At 58.0% G+C, this 19,578-nt stretch carries 19 protein-coding genes; 16 read left to right on the plus strand and 3 right to left on the minus strand.

All coding sequences use genetic code 11. The features are described from left to right. Positions 1–14: 14 nt before the first annotated feature. The 6 genes from flgK to fliQ are packed head-to-tail and all read left to right on the plus strand — an operon-like array spanning position 15 to position 4,028. Entirely contained in the window at positions 15–1,472 is a 1,458-nt protein-coding gene (gene flgK, locus ABVT35_RS01115; RefSeq protein WP_368464288.1) for a flagellar hook-associated protein FlgK, read from the plus strand. 4 nt (positions 1,473–1,476) lie between these two features. Beyond that, complete coding sequence (locus ABVT35_RS01120) at positions 1,477–2,529, plus strand: flagellar hook-associated family protein (RefSeq protein WP_368464290.1); 1,053 nt, start codon at positions 1,477–1,479, stop codon at positions 2,527–2,529. Positions 2,530–2,576: 47 nt separating this feature from the next. Beyond that, positions 2,577–2,924 (plus strand): flagellar biosynthesis regulator FlaF, encoded by a 348-nt coding sequence (gene flaF, locus ABVT35_RS01125; RefSeq protein ID WP_368464291.1) that lies wholly within the window; start codon positions 2,577–2,579, stop codon positions 2,922–2,924. Beyond that, positions 2,921–3,370, plus strand: a complete 450-nt coding sequence (flbT, locus tag ABVT35_RS01130; RefSeq protein WP_368464293.1) for a flagellar biosynthesis repressor FlbT — start codon at positions 2,921–2,923, stop codon at positions 3,368–3,370. Before flaF ends, flbT begins: the two co-directional genes overlap by 4 nt. Continuing rightward, positions 3,361–3,759, plus strand: a complete 399-nt coding sequence (gene flgD / locus ABVT35_RS01135) for a flagellar hook assembly protein FlgD (protein WP_368464295.1) — start codon at positions 3,361–3,363, stop codon at positions 3,757–3,759. The genes flbT and flgD overlap by 10 nt, the downstream gene beginning before the upstream one ends. A gap of 2 nt (positions 3,760–3,761) precedes the next feature. Beyond that, entirely contained in the window at positions 3,762–4,028 is a 267-nt protein-coding gene (fliQ, locus tag ABVT35_RS01140) for a flagellar biosynthesis protein FliQ (protein WP_368464297.1), read from the plus strand. Positions 4,029–4,096: 68 nt separating this feature from the next. Here the strand turns inward: fliQ and ABVT35_RS01145 are convergent, their stop codons facing one another. Further along, positions 4,097–7,600 carry a CARDB domain-containing protein gene (locus ABVT35_RS01145; RefSeq protein WP_368464299.1) on the minus strand — a complete coding sequence of 1,168 codons (3,504 nt, stop codon included), beginning with the start codon at positions 7,598–7,600 and terminating at the stop codon, positions 4,097–4,099. Positions 7,601–8,054: 454 nt separating this feature from the next. On the opposite strand from ABVT35_RS01145, the gene ABVT35_RS01150 reads away from it, so the two are divergent. Continuing rightward, positions 8,055–9,803, plus strand: coding sequence for an adenylate/guanylate cyclase domain-containing protein (locus ABVT35_RS01150; protein ID WP_368464301.1), 1,749 nt, complete (start codon positions 8,055–8,057; stop codon positions 9,801–9,803). A gap of 67 nt (positions 9,804–9,870) precedes the next feature. Here ABVT35_RS01150 and ABVT35_RS01155 read toward each other — a convergent pair whose 3' ends face one another. Next, a complete protein-coding gene (locus ABVT35_RS01155; RefSeq protein WP_368464302.1) occupies positions 9,871–10,287 on the minus strand; it encodes a metallopeptidase family protein in 417 nt (138 codons plus the stop codon). 189 nt (positions 10,288–10,476) lie between these two features. Here ABVT35_RS01155 and flhA point away from each other — a divergent pair, with 189 nt between their 5' ends. From flhA to ABVT35_RS01185, 6 genes are all read left to right on the plus strand, one after another. Continuing rightward, a complete protein-coding gene (flhA, locus tag ABVT35_RS01160; RefSeq protein WP_368464304.1) occupies positions 10,477–12,564 on the plus strand; it encodes a flagellar biosynthesis protein FlhA in 2,088 nt (695 codons plus the stop codon). Continuing rightward, a complete protein-coding gene (gene fliR / locus ABVT35_RS01165) occupies positions 12,561–13,313 on the plus strand; it encodes a flagellar biosynthetic protein FliR (protein ID WP_368464305.1) in 753 nt (250 codons plus the stop codon). Before flhA ends, fliR begins: the two co-directional genes overlap by 4 nt. Then, positions 13,303–13,704, plus strand: a complete 402-nt coding sequence (locus ABVT35_RS01170; RefSeq protein ID WP_368464307.1) for a hypothetical protein — start codon at positions 13,303–13,305, stop codon at positions 13,702–13,704. The genes fliR and ABVT35_RS01170 overlap by 11 nt, the downstream gene beginning before the upstream one ends. 96 nt (positions 13,705–13,800) lie before the next feature. Then, positions 13,801–14,316, plus strand: a complete 516-nt coding sequence (locus tag ABVT35_RS01175) for a rod-binding protein (protein ID WP_368464309.1) — start codon at positions 13,801–13,803, stop codon at positions 14,314–14,316. A 69-nt stretch (positions 14,317–14,385) separates the two neighbouring features. Continuing rightward, entirely contained in the window at positions 14,386–14,754 is a 369-nt protein-coding gene (locus tag ABVT35_RS01180; protein ID WP_368464310.1) for a hypothetical protein, read from the plus strand. Continuing rightward, positions 14,751–15,260, plus strand: a complete 510-nt coding sequence (locus ABVT35_RS01185; protein ID WP_368464312.1) for a hypothetical protein — start codon at positions 14,751–14,753, stop codon at positions 15,258–15,260. Before ABVT35_RS01180 ends, ABVT35_RS01185 begins: the two co-directional genes overlap by 4 nt. 91 nt (positions 15,261–15,351) lie before the next feature. Here ABVT35_RS01185 and ABVT35_RS01190 read toward each other — a convergent pair whose 3' ends face one another. Next, the gene (locus ABVT35_RS01190) at positions 15,352–16,344 is read right to left on the minus strand and encodes a glycosyltransferase family 2 protein (protein WP_368464316.1); all 993 of its coding nucleotides are present in this window, start codon (positions 16,342–16,344) and stop codon (positions 15,352–15,354) included. Between the two features lie 151 nt (positions 16,345–16,495). Between ABVT35_RS01190 and ABVT35_RS01195 the strand changes: the two genes are divergently transcribed. From ABVT35_RS01195 to ABVT35_RS01205, 3 genes are all read left to right on the plus strand, one after another. Further along, entirely contained in the window at positions 16,496–17,677 is a 1,182-nt protein-coding gene (locus ABVT35_RS01195) for a glycosyltransferase (RefSeq protein WP_368464318.1), read from the plus strand. 204 nt (positions 17,678–17,881) lie between these two features. Further along, positions 17,882–18,676 carry a WecB/TagA/CpsF family glycosyltransferase gene (locus ABVT35_RS01200; RefSeq protein WP_368464320.1) on the plus strand — a complete coding sequence of 265 codons (795 nt, stop codon included), beginning with the start codon at positions 17,882–17,884 and terminating at the stop codon, positions 18,674–18,676. Between the two features lie 25 nt (positions 18,677–18,701). Then, on the plus strand, positions 18,702–19,571 hold the full coding sequence (locus tag ABVT35_RS01205) for a DUF6492 family protein (RefSeq protein WP_368464322.1): 870 nt from the start codon (positions 18,702–18,704) through the stop codon (positions 19,569–19,571). Positions 19,572–19,578 lie beyond the last annotated feature (7 nt).

Raw genomic sequence — 19,578 nt, forward strand, 5'->3', positions numbered from 1 at the left:
TGTAAAACCCAACCATGTCATTGTCATCGGCGATCAGTACTGCTCAGTCTATACTGTCGAACACATCAAAACAGACCTTGGTGGTTTCCGACAATATCGCCAATGCGAGCAATCCGAACTATGCGCGCCGCGCGCCGATGATGGACAACAACATTGCCGGCGGGCTGATCGTTTCGGTCCGGCGCACCGAAAACCAGGTTCTGCTCACCCAGTCACTCGACTACCTGTCCGTCAGCAGCGCGCAAAATGTGGTCTACAGCGGCCTGGAGCAGATGAAGACCACGCTTGGCGGCAATGACAACGAACTATCGCCGTCCCGGTATATTGGCGACCTGCGCAACATGCTGCAAACTTTGGCGGCGACACCGGGAGATACAACGCTCGCAGCATCGCTCATATCGAGCGCCCAGGATGTCGCAAACAGCGTCAACGAAGCTTCGGCCGCCATCCAGCAGATCCGTCTTGATGCTGACATGGCAATCGAACGCGGCGTCAACGACCTCAACAGCCTGCTGACCCAGTTCGAGGAGATCAACCGCGAAGTCGTGGCCGGTACATTATCCGGCGAGGATGTCTCGCAAGCCCTCGATCAACGCGACACACTGCTGCGCGAGATCTCGTCGCTTGTCGGCATCCGTACGCTCGAGCGCGACGGCAATGATCTGGCGATCTACACCACTGCCGGACAGACCCTGTTCGAGACGGTTCCGAGATCCGTAACATTCGATCCGACCAACGGGTTCGACGCCACGGTCACCGGCAACGCGGTCTATATTGACGGCGTGCCGCTTGTCGCCGGAACCGGCGCGCAGACCGATGCAAAGGGCGAGTTGGCCGCCCATCTGCAAATCAGGGATACGCTTGCGCCGGTCTATCAGAGCCAGCTTGATGAAATCGCGCGCGGACTGGTCGTCACATTTGCAGAACACGATCAATCCGGTAGCGCGCTGCCGGATCTGCCCGGCCTATTTACCTGGTCCGGCGGCACGGTTCCCTCAACGACGGCGATCGTGCCCGGCATGGCGGCCTCATTGTCGGTCAACCCGGCCGTGGTTCCCGACAGCGGCGATCCAGCGCTGCTGCGCGACGGCGGCATCAACGGCGCTTCATATGTCTCCAACACATCCGGCGGTACCGGATTCAGCACCTTGCTGGACGGCTATGTCACCGCTCTCGGCGAGCCGATGGACTTCGACGCCGCCGCCCTTGCCGGCGAGAGAACAAGCCTCATCGACTACGCTTCCGATTCCATAGGCTGGCTGGAGCTGAACCGCTCCCAGGCCGCCGATGCTGCGGAAACGCGCGAAGCGGCCAGCGTGCAGGTCTTCCAAACCTATTCAAATGCGACAGGTGTCAATCTCGATGAGGAGATGGCGCTGCTTTTGGACCTTGAGCAATCCTACAAGGCCTCGACGCAGCTGCTGACCACCATCGATGAAATGATCAACGCGCTCCTGGCGGCGACAAGGTAGCGCGATGAAAACAAACTTCGTATCAACCCTTGCCATCCAAAGCGCCCTGCGGCTGACGGTGCAGCGTGCGCAGTCTGAAATGATGGATGCGCAGACCGAGGCGGTTACCGGGCGGCACGCCGATATCGGGTTGGAACTCGGGGCGTCGTCGGCGCGCAATGTTTCGCTGAACCGCGACGTCGAACGCATGCGCACGATTATTGACGGCAACGCGCTGGTTACCAATCGGATTTCGTCGTCGCAAAACGCGCTTGACCAGATGGCCGGCAGCGCACAGCAGGTGCTCGATACGCTGATATCGATGGTCGGCATCAACGATCAGGGGCGCTTGAATGTTGCGGAAACCACCGTGACAACGGCTCTGGAAAACTTCACAGCATTTGCCAACAGCTCTTCAAACGGCGAATTTCTCTTCTCTGGCGTAAACACGGACGTCAAGCCGCTAGCCGGCTACACCGACACCGGTTCTGCCGCCAAGGCGAGTTTCGATGCGGCCTACCTCGCCTATTTCGGCTTTACGCAAAATGACCCATCCGCATACACAATCACCACCACCCAGATGGACGATTTTCTGACCAATCAAGTCGAGCCGCTGATCCTGGGCGCCGGTTGGGATACCGACTGGTCGGGCGCCGACAGCAATGTCATGACAAGCCGCATCAATTCCAATGAAGTCATCGACAGTTCCGCCACCATCAATGCGGATGGTCCGAAGAACATGGCGATGGCCTCTGTGATTATCATGGAAATGCTGGCGACGCCGCTTTCCAATGACACCAGGCAGGTGCTGGCTGAGCGCGCGATAGACTATGTCGGGCAGGCGATATCCGGCATCGATTTCCAGCGTGCCGAGCTCGGGCTTTCCGAGCAGCGTATCGCCAAGGCCAATGAATCGCTCGAGATACAGATCGATCTGATGTCGCTCTACATCGGCGAACTTGAAAATGTCGATGTCTATGAGGCGTCAACGCGGCTGACCACACTGATGACGCAAGTTGAAACATCCTACACGCTGACGGCGAGGATCCAGCAATTGAGTTTGACGAATTACCTGTAATCGGGGTGGGCAAACAGAGTAACCGAGAGGGCAAAAAGGTAGCTGAAATGTATCAGTTCTCATACGCGGAAGTTCAGCAAGATGCAGTTGCTGATGCCAAGGATCGTGAACGACAGGTTCTCGATAAATCCATCAAGATGCTGGAGGAGGCGCGGGACAAGGGCCCGAAATCCCGCGAATCCATAGAAGCCCTGTTTTTTGTAAACAGGGTCTGGGTGCGGTTCATCGAAGATCTCGGCTCGCCCGAAAACGAGCTGGAACAGGAATTGCGCGCCAACCTCATTTCCATTGGTATCTGGATTCTTCGCGAGACGGAGAAGATACGCAACGGGGAATCGCAGAATTATGACGGCATAATCGACATTTCCTCCATCATCCGGGACGGTCTTAAATGAAGAGTTCATTGCGGATATCCCTGAAGACAGGGGAAAAGATCTTCATAAACGGCGCTGTCCTGAAAGTGGACAGGAAGGTTGGGCTGGAGTTCCTCAACGACGTGACTTTCCTGCTGGAAAACCACGTCCTGCAGCCCGAAGATGCGTCGACGCCGTTGCGTCAGCTCTATTTCATCGTGCAGATGATGCTGATCAACCCGGAAGGGGCGGAACAGTCCCACGCGATGTTCAAGAAATCGGTCGTTATGCTGCTCAACTGCTTCAGCAACGAACAGATCCTGACCGAACTCAAGCATATCGATGCGATGGTGAATGAAGGCCGGGTCTTTGAATCCCTGAAAGCCATACGGGCGCTTTACAAGATCGAGGAAGATATCCTCAACAGCAGCCAGATGCCGGTTGAGACATTGGAAGACATCAAGAAGGAGATCGCACCATGGCGGTAGAAGCCGTATCCGGCGCTACGGGCACACAGAGCTCGTCGGCTGCCGCCCAGCAGCAGGCGACAGTCGACTACGATACGTTCCTGAAGCTGCTGGTCGCCGAGATGCAGAACCAGGATCCGACCGAACCGATGGATTCGACGGAATACATCTCTCAGCTTGCATCCTTCTCGCAGGTCGAACAGACGATCCAGACAAACAGCCGTCTGGAGGAAATCCTCGCCGCCTCGTCCATTGGCCAGGCGGGGTCCCTGATCGGCCGGACGATCACGTCCGCTGACGGGTCGGTAACCGGCACCGTCGAAAAGGTCGAACTCTATGATGACGGCATCGTGGCGGTTCTCGATACCGGTGAAAAGGTGGTCGTTGGAGCGGGTATGACGGTCTCCTAGAAATGAGCGAAGCCGATGCACTCGACATCGTCCAAAAAGCCATATGGACCGTGCTTGCGGCGTCGGGACCGGCTGTCTTCGTGGCGATGTTCGTCGGTGTCGGCATCGCCTTTTTGCAGGCTCTGACGCAGGTTCAGGAAATTACACTGACCTTCGTTCCAAAGATCGTCGCCATCCTGGTGACGGTCGCTGTTTCCGCGCCCTTCGTCGGCGCCCAGATTTCAAGTTTCACAACGCTCGTATTCTCCCGCATCGAAAGCGGGTTTTAGCAGGGCGTGTATTTCATCTGACGGGCGATATGCGTCTCTATTCAACGGTCCGCCCAGATAAGGTAACCCTAGCCTCCCTTTGTCCGGCACAGCTTGTTGTTTGTTTCATCGGACTCGCTCACATCGGTTGTCGCATCGGCGACCGCGCAAACGGTGCAATCGGGATCAAAACAATTGCGGCCGGCAGGAAATGTGACGCGAAGCGTCTTCATGCCGCCGGCAGGAATGCCGGGCACATTCTCGAGCACCGATTGCGATTGCCGTGGATCGATGGTGACGCGCAGCTTTGACGGGCCGGAACCGGAAGAGCCGGTATTTGCAACGGTCAATTCGACTTCGGTGCGGCATGATCCCTGACCGGACGGGCAGTCAACCCGAAGCGAATTCATGTCGATATCCTCAATGATCAGGTCGGGCAGCCGGGCGTCTCCCGGATCGCGTTTTCTGATCCGGCGTGCGCCGATACGCTCGATATGGATGGAGCTTTGATCTTCGGCTGTATTTTCCGCGTTCAAGGTCGCGGTGGTATAGACGCCGGTAACGTCAAGCCGCCGTTCGCTGCGCAAAACAACATACCCTTCTATGAACGGCCCGGGCAGCGAACCGTTGAAAGCCCGCCTTTGGATATCGTTGCAATCAACCGCCAGGGCCTCCTGCGACCGGAGCGTGTCAACGGAAATCGGAATGACCTTGCCGGGGGTCTGACGGCCGGGGGGTATGGTCAATGACAGCGATTTTTCGAAACTCACGGTCTTTCTTTGAGGATTTCGCACATTGATTGTCGTTGCATAAAATCCGCGGGCTAGCTGCATGTTGCGGGTATCGTCCTGCATACCGCAAATCAGCTTGGCCGCATATTCGAAGCGCGGCTTTAGCGGAAGGCGGCAATCTGTCGTGCTGACTGATTGCCCCGCAAAGCTCACGCGGATTTGACGCGGGCTGTCGGGAGCGTTCGCGGTTGCTTCTGCATCGAAGCGAACCACGCCCCGCTTTGCGTCGGCATCGTAGCTGACGGTCTCGACATTGCGGATCCTCACACCCACCCCTCCGGAAACGCGGACACCGCGTGAACCGAGCGGTATTCCCCGCGTCTCAATCAAAATACCATTGCGCGACGTGCCGGGCGGCAAGTTTATGTGACATGCTCCCCCGGATGCGGGGCCCGTGGGAATCGCGAACCTGTCGCCGCAGGTGTTTCCGGTCAGACCGTTGCCAAATCTGCAATCGCGATAGACAAAGCTGTCTTCGACCTCAAAGGCACTGTCCGGCGCCGAAGGCAGGGGGCCGCCTGCCAGTTCCAGCCCGGCATCGCCGACCGGAACGGCGGAGGCTGTCTGGTTGTCCGATGCCAGCGCCACCACCACACGATATCCGCCCGGCGACAGCGCGGCGCGTTGTTCATTGAACGTGCCGGTGTAATTGCCGTCTCCCATGGTTTCATCGCCATGCGTACCATCGTCGAACAGCTCTATGGTGTGACTGGTCCCGTCGTCGTGGACAACCTGAGCATTTGCGGAAATCCCGGTCAGTAATGCGCTTCTCGACAGGCCGATCGACGCCGTTATGGTGACCGGCAGGTCGCGTGGCGCCACGACAGGCGCGACACCGGCCTGCGGAGAAATGTGCGCCGCACGCACGGAGGCGACAACCGCAACCCTTGGGTCATAATCACCCCAAAAGGGATCACCCTGGAAGTCGGAATGGCAAAGATATTCGTCGTCGGGAACAATGCGGGCCTGCCATGTGCCAGGAGCCGGTGCGGAGACACGGATTGTCCGCGACTGGTCCGCGCCCTCGTCGGAGACCGGCACATCGCTTTGGGTGACGATCGTGCCGTTCGGCCGGACCAGCTGAAAGTTCAGCCTGTCAAAGCGGCAATCAATTACATTCTGATCCGACAGGAAAACATGTTCGAAACCGTCTCCCATCCACTCGACCGCCAATTCGGAGGTTCCGGGCGGCACGACAAACGGATCGTCACGGGTCCCTGAAAGCGTCGCGTCGCGATGCAGAACCTCGTGGTAGTTGCGTGCAAACCGGCCGCTGCGGGCCAGGGTCGTGCGCACCTGCAGCGGCGTTGAACGCTGCTCGATCTGACCTTCAATCTCGATTTCCGAAGTCGGCACGAGAAGCGCTGTGGTTTGTGCACCGCAAACTTCAGCAACCTGGCGCAGCAGTTCGCGATCGGCGTCTCCGAAGGCAACGGTATTGGTCGCGACACCGACCCCTTCAAGTCCACCGTCACAGGCATCCATAGCGGCAAGCAACACCTCCGCATCCGTATTGCACCCGGCGACGGTGGGGCGGCCGTCGGACAGGAGAATCTGCTGGCCGCCGCCGAAATCGGCGGTGGGCGCTTCGGCTTTGACCGCATCGCCGCCCATGCGGATCGCGCGGCAAAGGTCCGTATTGCCGCCGTGATTGACATCAAGTGCTGGCGTGTCTCCCTCCTTCGGGCCGTATGGCACAAGGTCTATGACGCCCGTATCGAATGCAAAAATGCCGCCAAGGCGGTCATCGCGCAGCCAGTTGTAAAACGACCGCGCACTCTTGGCGGCAGCTTCCAGTGCGGTTGGACCGTCGTCGAATGCGGGATGGCGAAATCCCATACTGCCCGACTTGTCGAGCAGAACCAGCGCGTCGTTGACCGGCTGCCCGTCGCCCTGAAAATGCCAGACGCAGAACGGCACCGGATCGCCGGTCTCCAGATGCGGAATGGGAAGGCCCGGGAAATCCGGCACGTTGTCATAGGATCCTGAATATTCAAGGTCATGCGTTTGCCATTCGCTTGTCATGGCATCGGCCCACGCCCCGCCGGGATGGTTCGGGTTTTGCGCCATGATTGGCTGGCCGCTGCCATCCAGCACGATCTCGCCCTCGAGATTTCTCACCGGCCGTTCCGACACATGGGTGTTTGCATCGCACCAGTGATTGCGCAGGCGTTTCGCCATCAACGATGTCTGCTCAGTGCCCTGATTGCCTTCCTCGCCGACACACACGTGATACAGGCTGTAGATGGCTGTTGAGGCGTCGGGAACATATTCATCGAAAAGATTATAGTGCGAATGAGCGTTCTCATGCGCCAGGACCCAACCCACCTCAGCGGTCGGTGTTGCAAATGGCTCACCGTCTATAAGGCAGGTCGCGGTGCGGGCATCGGCCGGATCTTCCGAAGAACAGACCTGTCCTTCGCCGACGCATCCAAGACGCGCGATCAGCTCTCCGTTTTCAAATGCAAAGTCCTTGACGCAGCCCTTTTGCGTGTCGAACATGCTAAAGCAGTTGCTGCAATTATTCGCATTTGGCGTGCCCTTCCAGCGCTGCCAGAAGACGGTGGTCGAAGGCGGCTGATCCTCGTAGCCGCTAAAGAAATGGACCTGATATATATGGTGTGAGCCGTCGGTGACCTCCCAGATCCGGCGCGACCATTCTTCCGCCGCGCCGCAATAGCGGACCTGATCCTGAACCGTGAGTGGCGCTGGCTCCGGATCGTCGGGTCCCGGCGGCGGAAACCAGACCGAATAGACCAAACCGTGCTCGTTTTCAGCCGTAAAGGCCGCTGGTGCAGTCATGATCGCAGTCAGGAAAACAGTGGCGGCTGCTAAAATCCAGTATCCGGCCGCGCGCGCATTTTTCCGGTACGCGTTCGCCGAAATGCGGGGTGTTCGGATTGGCATGCTATGCATAGGAGACGGCAGGGAAGGCGATTCCATCAGATCAACTCCCGAATTTGCATATGTCAAAGCGTGCGCGGCAGATGTCTGTGAAGGGTTCGGACTGAACCAAGGTCACTCGCGGACACGAGACGACATGGCCTTGAGCAGACCAGAATTACCGCACCAAAATTCTAACATGAAACCCAGCGTTGTGTAAGTGGATCGGACCGAATTGATCGGCTGGCAAGGCCATCTGACGCTCATTCTGCGGCTTCACAAATGGAGTAGGCCCGACACGATGAGTGTTCGATTTGTGTGCGTGTCCCAATGCTCGTAAACTTACATTCATGAATATTGGGCGGAACGACAGATGCCAGAGGTCGAACGCAAACTAACCACTATTCTCGCCACCGACGTTGTCGGGTTCTCCAGCATAATGGGTCGGGACGAGCATGGGGCGCTGCTTGCTCTAAAGCACAGCCTTGAATTGATTGAAGAATGCATACGCGCGCACAAGGGCCGCGTATTCGGCGGCGCTGGAGATTCACTGATCGCCGAGTTCTCCAGCCCGTCCACCGCGGTGCTGTGCGCTGTCGAGTTCCAGAAAATGATCGCCACCCGCAATCGCGACTGTCCGAAGCAGCAGCGCCTGTGGTTCCGTGTCGGCATCAATCTTGGTGACGTAATGATCGACGGAGAAAATCTCTACGGAGAGGGCGTCAATATTGCAGCCCGGCTCGAGGAAACGGGAAAACCCGCCGGCGTCTGCATCTCCCACAAGGTTCATGAGGAGGTGCGACGCAGTCTCGTGCTGCCATTCGTCGATAGCGGTGAGCAAAATCTGAAGAACATCGACCAGCCAGTCCGCGTATATCATTTGCACGCAAACGATCAGGACAGTGATGCAAGTCGGGCTGACCGAAGCGGCGAAGAGCGCCGCAACAAATCTGCATCTTCGAAGCCTGCCGGCAAGCCAGATCACACGCTGATCCTGCGGGCTTTCAGTTTTGCCGGTGACGAGGAGGCTGAATTTTTGGCCAGGGGGCTGAGAGACGGGCTGCTCAGCAGCTTGAGCAGACATTCGGCAATCGGGCTGATCCGCGAGCAGTCGGCGTTGCAATTGGATGCGGATTTTGTCGTAAAGGGTTCGGTTCGCGCACGCGGTGGGCGGTTGCGTCTGACGTTCAGTTTGATCGAAGCGGCGAATGGCACGCAAGTCTGGAGCGAACGGTATGATCGTCAGAGCGGCGACGTCTTTGATCTGGAAGAAGAAATTTCAAGGGCCGTCGCCGCCGCCATTCGCGTCAAATTAAAGGATGTTGAGTTCGAGAGGCTGCGAAACACGAGTGACGATGAACTGTCCGTTGCCGATCTGCTCAGCAAAAGCGCAGCCTATTTTACGCACGGGCCGGGCGAAAACGACAAGATTGAGGCCTCGCTGCGTGCCGCCCTTGCGCGTGAGCCGGAAAACTCGATGGCAATGGCGATGCTGTCATTCTGCTTGCACCGCGGATTTGAATACTCGCCGCTGGCGCCGCCGGCAGAAACCATTGAGGAGATGAGCAGTCTGGCGGAGCGAGCGGTAAAGCTGAAGCCGGACAGTTACTTCGCTCATCTCGTTGTCGCAGTCCTTACCCAGGACCTTTTCGGCGATTTCGAACGCGCGCGGCAACACGCCGAAGCGGCGCTGGACGCAAACCCGGATCTTCTGGGCGCTCATGGAATAATGGCAATTGTCGAGTGTCATATCGGTGAGGCCGATGCCGGACTTGCCGCGCTGCAGCAGGTCATGGATGTCAGCCGCGATGACCCTCACCGGTTTCGCCACCAGCGTGAGCTGGCGGTCGCTCATTTTGTCGCCGGCGATGTTGAAACTGCCTCGAAGATCATAGGGCTTCTGGTTGAAAGCGATCCGTTGATGGAACGCAACATTCTGGTTCAGTCCGCGCTTCTGTGGCTACGGGGCGATACCGATGCGGCGGTCTCCGTTGGACGCCAATTGCGAGAAAAGCAATCGGGCCTTTCCGGCCTGACAAAACGACCGATCCGGTTCGGTCGGGCTGATGACGACGCGCGTTTCGAGAAAGCGTTTGCAGCAATCGGCTTGGGAAAGCAGTGACGGAAATGCCATACCGCCGGTGATGGCCCTAAAGGGTCCGCACACTCCCAATGCAGCCGCTCTTCGCTCAATCCGCCTCGGCCTCGATCGCTTCCATGTCATCATCCGAAAGGCCGAAATGGTGGCCGATTTCGTGTATGAGGACGTGGCGCACAATGTCATCCAAGGTCTCCTCGCGCTCGATCCAGTATTCGAGGATGGCGCGGCGGTAGAGCCAGATCCGGTTGGGCATCTGGCCGGTGCGGATTTCGGTCGCACCCTGGGCCATGCCGATCCCCTGAAAGAGACCGAGCAGCTCGTAGGGACTTGAAAGGCCGAGCGAATTCAAAACGTCTCTCTCGGCGTAGTCTGCAACGGTGATCTGGATGCCGTCACACAGGCTCCGGAACGTTTCCGGCAGCCCGTCGAATGCTTCGCGTCCAAGCGCCTCGAACTCTTCCAGCGTCGGGGCGTTGCGCTCGTTCCAGGGCGATGCGGATTCCATCAATTCACCATCCTTTCTTGGGCGGCGGTTCCGTCGATACGTCTTACTGCCCTAAAAGTAGGTATTGATCAGGCAAACGGCCAGCCCTGCCTGTCAGCAACCACCTTCGCGCAAGCTTCGCGCACTAGTTTGTCAAAAGGCGCTCGCTCCGGGGCGGCGCTTCATTGTCATGAACGGACAAGGTAGGAAATGGCGCAGACAACAGCCGTAGCAGTGCCGCCGCTTGAGGGCAGGGGGCGCGATGTCACCTTTGCCATCGGCATTGTTGCGATCCTGTCCATCCTGTTTCTGCCGATCCCCGCCTTTCTGATCGATATCGGCCTGGCCTTTTCCATCGCTTTTTCCGTGCTCATTTTGATGGTGGCGCTGTGGATACAGCGGCCGCTCGACTTTTCTTCCTTCCCGACGATCCTGCTGATCGCGACGATGACACGCCTGTCGCTCAACATCGCCACCACACGCATCATCCTGTCGGAAGGTCATGAGGGCACGACCGCGGCCGGTTACGTGATTGGCGGGTTTTCGCAGATGGTCATGTCCGGCGATTTCGTCATCGGCGTCATCGTCTTTCTCATTCTCGTGGTCGTCAATTTTATCGTCATCACCAAGGGTGCGACGCGCATCGCCGAGGTCGGCGCCCGCTTCACGCTCGATGCGATCCCCGGCAAGCAGATGTCGATCGACGCGGATCTGTCGGCCGGTCTGATTGACGAAAAAACGGCGCAGGCCCGCCGACGCGAGCTTGAGGATGAAAGTTCCTTCTTCGGTTCGATGGATGGTGCTTCGAAATTTGTCCGCGGCGATGCCATTGCCGGCCTGATCATCACGGCGATCAATATTTTCGGCGGCATCATCATAGGCTACACCCGCCACGGAATGGAAATCGGCCATGCGGCGGATGTCTTCACCAAACTGTCGGTCGGCGACGGTCTCGTCTCGCAGATACCGGCGCTCATTGTATCGCTGGCCGCAGGCCTGCTCGTGTCGCGCGGCGGCAATGTCGGCTCGACCGATGTTGCGGTTCTGGGCCAGCTCAGCAACTATCCAAGGGCGCTGTTCGTCGCCGCCGGGCTGATGATCGTTCTGGCCGTCGTGCCGGGTCTTCCCTTCCTGCCGTTCATGATCCTCGGCTGCGCCATGGCCTTTGCCGGATGGTTCATCCCGCGCCAGCTCGAGCGCCACAACCTTGCCATCAGGCAGAACGAGGAACAGGCGCTGCTTGAGGCCAAGAATAAGGAAAAGGACTCCGTCAAGAACGTCCTTCATACCTCCGAAATCGAGCTCTGCCTCGGCAAGCACGTTTCGGCAAGGCTCCTGGGCGCCCATCAGGAGCTGGCCTTCCGCGTCGGCAAGATCAGGAAAAAATTCGCCACGCAATACGGTTTCGTCGTTCCTGAAATCAAGGTAACGGACGATTTCTCGGTACCGGACAAATCCTACCAGATCCGCATTCACGGAACGACCATCGCCGCCAGCGAACTGCGCGTCGGTGAGGTCATGGTGGTGATCGGCAATGGCCGGCGGCCGACGGCGCCCGGCGAAGATATTCGCGAGCCGGCCTTCGGGTTGCCGGCTGTCTCCGTCACCGAGAACCTGAGCGAAGAACTCAAGCGCGAGGGCTTCCACCCGATCGACAACGTGTCCGTTGTTCTGACCCATTTGAGCGAAGTTATCCGCAATAATCTGCCGCAGCTTCTTTCCTACAAAGACATGAAAGCGTTGCTCGACCGTCTCGATCCGGAATACAGGAAGCTCGCAGATGAGATCTGCTCCAATCACATGTCCTATTCGGGCCTGCAGGCCGTGCTCAAACTGCTGCTTGCAGAGCGCGTGTCGATCCGCAACCTGCATCTGATCCTCGAGGCCGTGGCGGAACTGGCGCCGCATTTGCGCAAAACCGAGCAGATCGTCGAACATGTCCGCATCCGCATGGCGCAGCAGCTGTGCGGCGATCTTGCCGAAAACGGAGTGCTGCGTGTCCTGCGGCTCGGCAATCGCTGGGATCTTGCCTTCCATCAGGCGCTCAAGCGCGACGCCAAGGGTGATGTCGTCGAATTCGATATCGAGCCGGCCTTGCTTGAGGAATTCAGCGAGCAGGCGACCAAGGTCATACGCCAGCACCTCGATGCCGGTACAAGGTTTGTGCTGGTAACGGCACCCGATGCGCGGCCCTATGTGCGCATGATCATCGAGCGGCTGTTTGCGACGCTGCCGGTCATCTCCCATGTGGAGATCGCCAAGGGGGTCGAAATCCAGATTCTGGGTTCCATCTCATGATCACCGACCCGGAGGGAACGGTGCTGGCGCTGTTTGCCTCTTTCTGCCGGGTCGGCGCCTGCTTCATGCTGATGCCCGGCCTTGGCAGCTTCCGCATACCCACGCAGATCAGGCTGTTTGTCGCAATCGCCGCCTCCATGGCTTTGCTGCCGCTGATGTGGCAGGAGATCTACCCCAAGGTTGCCGTCTCCACGGGGGGCTACGTGGCCCTGATATTCACGGAAATCCTGATCGGCGCGGTGCTCGGTCTCGTCGCCCGATATTATGCGCTGGCGCTGCAGTTTGCCGGCACGGTGATGTCGATGATGATCGGCTTTAACGCTCTGCCTGCTGCCGGTGTGGCGGAACAGGAATCGCAAACCCAGCTCAGTGCTTTTATCGGCCTGACCGGTCTGCTTATCCTGTTTATGCTCGATTTCCACCACCTCGTCATTGAGGCGCTGACGATGTCCTACGAACTCATTCCGGTGGGCGGCGGTTTCGACGCGCAACTGGCGCTCGTCACCTTGTCGGATACGCTGTCGACATCATTCATGACGATGCTGCGGCTGATCAGCCCGTTTCTCATCTACGGTCTGGTCTTCAACCTGGCGGTCGGCATGATCAACAAGCTTGCGCCGCAAATACCGGTCTATTTCATCTCGCTGCCGTTCATTCTGACCGGCGGCCTGTTCCTGCTGTTTTTCGGTTCCGGTGAATTCTTCCGCCAGTTTGCCGATGGTTTCATGCCGGTGTTCGATGGCCGTTAACGCACACGAAGAAAGGGCCCGCAATCTTGCGCGCCTGGCCGCCCTGCAAAAGCAGCTGCAAAAACTGGCCGAAGCCGATCTCGCCGAAACCACCCGGCAGCGCGAAGAGTTGCGCGGACAGATCGAACACCTGCTTGAGGTGATGAGCGGACTGTCCGAGCTTCACCGCCTGTTCCCGCATCTTTATGCACGGCAGCTCGGCACGCTGCGCAGCCGCGAGCAGACCCTTATTGGCCAGGCGCAATTGCAAGAGCAGAAAATCGTGCGGGAACGCACCAAAAACGAACGTATCGGTGAGCACCTGGCCGACGCGAAAGGCGAGGCGGAACGCTACCAGGAAGACGAGGCCCTCCTGGATCTGCTTGAGCTGGTCAAGCGGCCGGCGCCGTAAACCGGCAACGAAAAATGCCTGCCGATAGGCGGCGCTCAAGCCTCCCGTAAGCTTCATCAGGCATAGTGCGTTTCGACGATAAACAGGGTTTGTCCATTGTCTATTTCTCCGCCCAGCGATCTGGTTCTGGATGTCGTACGCGCAGCTGACCCTGAAAGCGTGCGCGAGGCTCACCGCAAACTGCTCGACAGAGCGTCCGCTGCTTCCCAAACCGCATTTGAGGCCGTTGCCAACAGACCGGTCGGTGCCGAGGTGAAGGTGCAGGACGGCGATATTCCGCAAACCTATCGGGATTTCGAAGCCATGGTGCTTCAATCCTTCGTCAAGCACATGCTGCCGACGGATGCGGAGAACGTATTCGGAGAGGGAACTGCGGGCGATGTCTGGAAGGGCATGATGGCCGAGCAGCTGGGCAATGCCCTGGCAAAAGGCGGCGGTATAGGGATAGCGCAACAGCTTGCCGCGCAGCGCGCCATTGCGGAAAGCAACGAGGAGCGCGCGGCCGCGGCCGGCAACAATCTCAACTATGCAAATGGTCTGGTGCAGCAGATCCAGCTCGACATGCTGCGCGCTGCCGAAGAATTTTCAGGACTGTTCGATGAACAGACGTGATGTTTTTTACTTGATTTCAATTTCCCGGGGCGAACCCGGGTCAAGCTTGGTTCGGGAGGCGTGAACCATATGAGTAGCCAGAATTCGGACGACCGGGTGACCAAGGTTCTCGGCAGGCTGAACGCAATCCTCGAAAAGGAGAACGCCGCGCTGGGCACCGACCCGAATTTCGACGTCAATGCTTCCAATATCAATAAAAGCCGCTGCCTTTACGAGCTGTCTGCTCTGACCAAGACGGTGCCGCCTCAAAATATGAGCCGGTCGCACGGCCAGATGCTGCGTGTCATCCATGAAAAGCTGGAGCGCAATACGCTCAAGGTGAAGGCGCATCTGGATGCTGTGCGCAATGTGACGGATCTTCTGCGCGATGCCGCAAGGGAAGCAGAAGCGGACGGCACCTACACAGCTGAACAGTTCTATTTGCGTGAGGCCGGATGATAAAACTCGTCATCTCAGGTATCTGGATCTGCGGAGTGACGCTGGCGTCCGTCTATTTTTCCCTGCAGATGTCATCCGGCGGCTCCGAACGGTCCAAGCAGGACGATTTTTTCGGCGGGCTGGATTACGTACGCACGGACCTGATGTCGATCCCGGCGATCTTCGAAGGCGAAGTTCGCGGCTATTTCATCACCCGCCTGGTCTATACGGCCGAGCCTGACGTCATTAACGAGCTTAGCGTTCCTCCCCAGGTGCTGATCACCGACGAACTGTTTTCGCTCCTGGTCGGCAACAGGGTAATCGATTTTACCCGGGTTGATGAATTCGACCTCGATGCTTTTCGGGTTGTCGTCAGGGACGGTTTGAACGAGCGGCTTGAAAAGAAAGTCTTCCATGAAGTTCTGGTCGAACAGATGGAATTCCTGACAAAGACGGAAATCCGCAACAACAACCGCAAGCGCCTGCTTCCGCCGCCGCCGCCAAAACCGGTTGAAGAGAAAAAATAAGTCTGATTTGCCAATTTGAGGTACCGGCGGCTCTACAGAGCCGGCGGGAAGGAAATCACGCCAACCCGGCCTCAGCGTTGCTGATAACAGTCTAGTTCGCTTCAGGGTTGCGGTATTGTTCGTTGATCATTCCGAATTCGGCCAGAAGGCGGCCGATCGCGACATGCACATAATAGATGCCGAAGGCCGCCGAGCGGTGTTTAAAACCGTGTTTGACCGCCCTTAGCGGCGAGGCTGCCAGCATCAGGAGCGATTTCGCCAGCGTCCTCAGCCGCCCGGAAAGACCTGGGCGTCGCCGGTTTTCGATCATCGCTGAAATGGCGCCTTCGCGCCGGCTGCGCGCCGTCAACCATGAGCCGGAGGTGCGTCGGTCGGGGATGGCTTCAAAAACCGGTGCCGTTGCACACCAGGCGAACAGGAAACCGTGTTCATTTGCCCGGCTATAGAAGTCGCTGTCCCCGCCGCCGATAAAATTGAAAACAGGATCCAGATAAGGCATCGGCATGGATTCCAGAACCTGCCGGCCGATCAGAACATTGCCGGAGGAATAGAGGATAGGTACTCGTCCCGAATGCAGATAGGGCGGCGCAAAAACCGGGTGCTCCTCCAAACGGTCCGTTCGCTCGCTTTCAAATATGGGAACCTGCGGCGCTCCGACGATGTCAGCCCCGAAATGATCCGCAGCTCTGCAAAGATCGCGCAGCCAGCAGGGGTCGGCTTCCTCGTCATCGTCCATGACGGCAATTGCGTTGTAGTTCGAGAAGGTTTCCCGCACCGTTCGCCAGCCGGCATTATAGGCGTGGCAGTTGCCTCTTTGGTGGGCCACGATGACGAGACCAGGAAGGCGATCGCCGGCCAGAAACTCACGTGCCGCCAGTGCACCGTGGAGGTGCTCGTCGTCATTTTCCATGACCACCACACAATAGGGACGGTCGAACCTCTGGTCGCTGATCGAACGCAGTGTCTGTGCCAGTTGTTGCGGACGCCGGAATGTCGGAACGGTAACGACGATATCCGCCGCTTCGGTATCCAGGGACGGCGACTGGTAGAACAAACTGATGTCCTGAATGGAATTTTCCGTCATGTCGTGTGGCCCGTGGAGCCTCCTAGCAATCCGTTTGCACTTCCTGCCTATCACGGTTTTCTGAATTTTGACTGAATACCCGGCGTTCATCTTTTTGCTCTATGGTCCGCGCTGGTTCACAAGAGATCCGGGTTGAATAGAGAAAACACCCATGCACCTGGTATTCGTGTCATCGCTGCTTCCGGTCAAAAACCCCGCATCGGGATTTGACATTGCCAACCGTGTCACTGTGGATGCGTTGCGCGAACAGGGGATCAAGGTCAGCCTGCTCGGCTACAAGTCGCCGGGTGTCGCGATTGCCGAAGCTGACGGCACGGCGGTGCTTGGTGAACAGGAAATCACGACGTCCAAAGTGCCGGCAGCAACAAAACTGCGCTGGCTGATGACGGCCATTGCGAACCGCACCACCTTCTCGTCTGCCAAAATGCTGGCTTGCGGCAGACCGGCGCTGCTGGACGGGCTGAAGAGCTTGAAGCCTTTCGATGGTCTTGTTCTCAACTCTGTGCAGTTGCCCGGCGCTTTCATCGACGACTTCAAGAACTATCCGTCGATTTTTGTAGCTCACAATGTCGAGGCGCAATCCGCGGCGGAAAATGCTCGCCATGGCGCGAATGCATTCGAAAGGCTGCTGTTCAGGCGTGAGGCGCGGCTGCTTGCCAGGCTTGAAGGAGCGCTGTGCCGGCAATCGAAATTTCTTTGGACGCTGTCTGAGGATGACAGAATGGCGCTGGCAGGCGCCGACAAGTCCAAATCGGCAGTGCTGCCGCTCGTCACATCGATGACCCCGCCGGATCCGCTGCCGCGGGACAGGACCGTCAAATATGATTTCGGACTTATCGGCAGCTGGAGCTGGCGGCCCAATCGTATCGGGCTTGAATGGTTCCTGACCGAGATCGTACCCAAATTGCCACGGGACACGAGCATCGCAATTGCGGGCGATCTTTCCGGCACTCCGGCGCATGATGCCCATCCGGGATTGCAGTTTCTAGGCCGTGTGCCTGATGCCGGAGAGTTTTTGAGGTCCTGCGCGGTTGTCCCGCTGGCAAGCACGGCCGGTACCGGCGTCCAGCTCAAGACGATCGAGACATTCGAATCCGGCATTCCCTGTGTTGCCACGACGGTAGCAGTACGCGGCATCGACAAAGTGCCTTCGAATTGCACGGTCGCCGATGATCCGAAAGCGTTTGCCGACGCACTTGTTTTCAGACTGCGCACCACGAAAACTGAAGATGGCGCGGCGATGGACGGCCGCCAATTTCACACCAGCCAGAAGAGCATGTTGTCAGCGGCAATCGGAATGGGCGTTAACGTAGTTCTGCAAAAGAGTCTCTGAAGCGATGGTAATTTATTGGATAGCCCCAATATACTGACTGTCTTGATCGATGAAGAAATTCGATTGTATTTCCGATGCATAAAAATCACAGGATTTTCCGGCATCAAATACGTTTCCTTGAATATTCAAGGGATTGAGTGACGGATTGGGTCAAGGAACCACGCCGGCGGCTGCGCGTTCAGCCGCAAACTGACAGAGACATTGATGCTACGGACTTCGTTTAAATCAGTATCCAAACCCGCGGGCCGGGATATATTCGACATCGATGTGGCATGGCTGGATCGTGCACAGGCATTTGCCGGCATCAAGAAGGCGCTTGCTTCCAAAGGGCAGACCATCGTTGCGTTTCTCAACGCGCACAATGCCAACCAGGCGATGATCAACAACGATTATCACCATGCACTGGAGCACTGCACCGTTCTTCCCGATGGCATTGGAGTCGATCTGGCCGCAAGGGCACTTTACGGTGCGCCGTTTCCAGCCAATCTCAACGGCACCGATTTCATTCCTGCTCTGCTGGCCTATCTGACAAAACCCAGCAGGATTGCGCTGATCGGTGCACAGCCGGATGTGTTGGCAGAGGCGACGCAAGCCTTTCAGCGCGATATTCCCTGGCACGAATTCATTGCGGTTTCCGACGGTTACTTCAACAAGGATGACAACGGAAAAATCCTTGACGAGCTTGCTGCGCTGAAACCCGATATCGTTCTGGTAGCGATGGGCAGTCCGACCCAGGAACTGTGGATCGAAAACAACATCGGCGAGGAGCACGGCAAAGTCGTCATCAGTGTCGGCGCCCTTTTCGATTTTGTTTCCGAAAGGGTGCCGCGCGCGCCGGATATCTTTCGCCGGCTGCGTGGCGAATGGATTTTCAGACTGTGGTGGGAACCCCGCCGGCTTTGGCGGCGCTACATACTGGGCAATCCGTTGTTTTTGTTTCGCGTGCTGCGTTATAAATATCTGCGCCGAAGCAACACCGGCGGGCAGGCCACGGCCTGACCCGCACTGAACGGGAATACTCAATATGCGCACAGCCGTGGTAACGGCCTCCTATGCGGCGGATTTCGAGCGTTGCCGTCTGCTTTGCGACAGCATGGATATGCGCCTGAAAGGCGACTGGAGCCATTATATTCTGGTGGAACAACGCGATGTTGCCCGGTTCAAGGCGCTGCAGAGCGCCAGGCGCAGGATTGTCGATGAACGCGAGATTTTGCCGGACTGGCTGCGCCCGTTTCCGGACCCGCTGACACTGGGCAAACGCCGTGTCTGGCTCGGGCCGCATGCTGTGCCGCTCAGGGGTTGGCACGTGCAGCAGCTGCGAAGGCTCGGCATGGGGCGACTGCTTGACGAGGCAGTCATTTTTTCCGCCGATTCAGACGTCGCCCTGTTGCGGGAATTCGACCCCGCGGATTTATGGGAGGACGGCAGGCTCAGACTGTACCGCCGTGACGACGCCATTACCGCCAGCATGGCCGAACACGTGCGCTGGGTAAAGCGGACCGACGCTCTGCTCGGACACGAGGACGGCACGGGATCGCAGCCGTACCATGATTACATCAACACGCTGATCGGCTGGCGCACCGACGCGCTTGCCGCATTGCTCGACCGGATCGAAAAGGTCAGCGGTGTCAATTGGATGCGTGCCATCGCCCGAAACCGGGCAATATCCGAATGCACACTCTATGGCCGCTTTGTCGACGGACTTTTGAACGCAGAGGGTCACGTCCATTGCGCCGAGGCACTATGTCATGTGATGTGGCTTGGAAACGGACGTCCCGACCGAAACGACCTCCAGTCCTTCATCCGGAACATGGAGCCGCACCAGATCGGCATCGGCATCCAGTCGTTCATCGGCTACGACCTGAACGACATCCGTCAGATCGTTCTGCCCTGACGCAGCG

Origin of the sequence: Hoeflea sp. TYP-13, assembly GCF_040932035.1 — a bacterium.
GTDB lineage: Bacteria > Pseudomonadota > Alphaproteobacteria > Rhizobiales > Rhizobiaceae > Hoeflea_A.

What these genes read in the sequence shown, in the direction of transcription:
- flgK (WP_368464288.1), top strand. Translation starts at nt 15, where the DNA reads ATGTCATTGTCATCGGCGATCAGTACTGCTCAGTCTATACTGTCGAAC.
- ABVT35_RS01120 (WP_368464290.1), top strand. Translation starts at nt 1,477, where the DNA reads ATGAAAACAAACTTCGTATCAACCCTTGCCATCCAAAGCGCCCTGCGG.
- flaF (WP_368464291.1), top strand. Translation starts at nt 2,577, where the DNA reads ATGTATCAGTTCTCATACGCGGAAGTTCAGCAAGATGCAGTTGCTGAT.
- flbT (WP_368464293.1), top strand. Translation starts at nt 2,921, where the DNA reads ATGAAGAGTTCATTGCGGATATCCCTGAAGACAGGGGAAAAGATCTTC.
- flgD (WP_368464295.1), top strand. Translation starts at nt 3,361, where the DNA reads ATGGCGGTAGAAGCCGTATCCGGCGCTACGGGCACACAGAGCTCGTCG.
- fliQ (WP_368464297.1), top strand. Translation starts at nt 3,762, where the DNA reads ATGAGCGAAGCCGATGCACTCGACATCGTCCAAAAAGCCATATGGACC.
- ABVT35_RS01145 (WP_368464299.1), bottom strand. Translation starts at nt 7,600, where the DNA reads ATGACTGCACCAGCGGCCTTTACGGCTGAAAACGAGCACGGTTTGGTC.
- ABVT35_RS01150 (WP_368464301.1), top strand. Translation starts at nt 8,055, where the DNA reads ATGCCAGAGGTCGAACGCAAACTAACCACTATTCTCGCCACCGACGTT.
- ABVT35_RS01155 (WP_368464302.1), bottom strand. Translation starts at nt 10,287, where the DNA reads ATGGAATCCGCATCGCCCTGGAACGAGCGCAACGCCCCGACGCTGGAA.
- flhA (WP_368464304.1), top strand. Translation starts at nt 10,477, where the DNA reads ATGGCGCAGACAACAGCCGTAGCAGTGCCGCCGCTTGAGGGCAGGGGG.
- fliR (WP_368464305.1), top strand. Translation starts at nt 12,561, where the DNA reads ATGATCACCGACCCGGAGGGAACGGTGCTGGCGCTGTTTGCCTCTTTC.
- ABVT35_RS01170 (WP_368464307.1), top strand. Translation starts at nt 13,303, where the DNA reads ATGGCCGTTAACGCACACGAAGAAAGGGCCCGCAATCTTGCGCGCCTG.
- ABVT35_RS01180 (WP_368464310.1), top strand. Translation starts at nt 14,386, where the DNA reads ATGAGTAGCCAGAATTCGGACGACCGGGTGACCAAGGTTCTCGGCAGG.
- ABVT35_RS01185 (WP_368464312.1), top strand. Translation starts at nt 14,751, where the DNA reads ATGATAAAACTCGTCATCTCAGGTATCTGGATCTGCGGAGTGACGCTG.
- ABVT35_RS01190 (WP_368464316.1), bottom strand. Translation starts at nt 16,344, where the DNA reads ATGACGGAAAATTCCATTCAGGACATCAGTTTGTTCTACCAGTCGCCG.
- ABVT35_RS01195 (WP_368464318.1), top strand. Translation starts at nt 16,496, where the DNA reads ATGCACCTGGTATTCGTGTCATCGCTGCTTCCGGTCAAAAACCCCGCA.
- ABVT35_RS01200 (WP_368464320.1), top strand. Translation starts at nt 17,882, where the DNA reads ATGCTACGGACTTCGTTTAAATCAGTATCCAAACCCGCGGGCCGGGAT.
- ABVT35_RS01205 (WP_368464322.1), top strand. Translation starts at nt 18,702, where the DNA reads ATGCGCACAGCCGTGGTAACGGCCTCCTATGCGGCGGATTTCGAGCGT.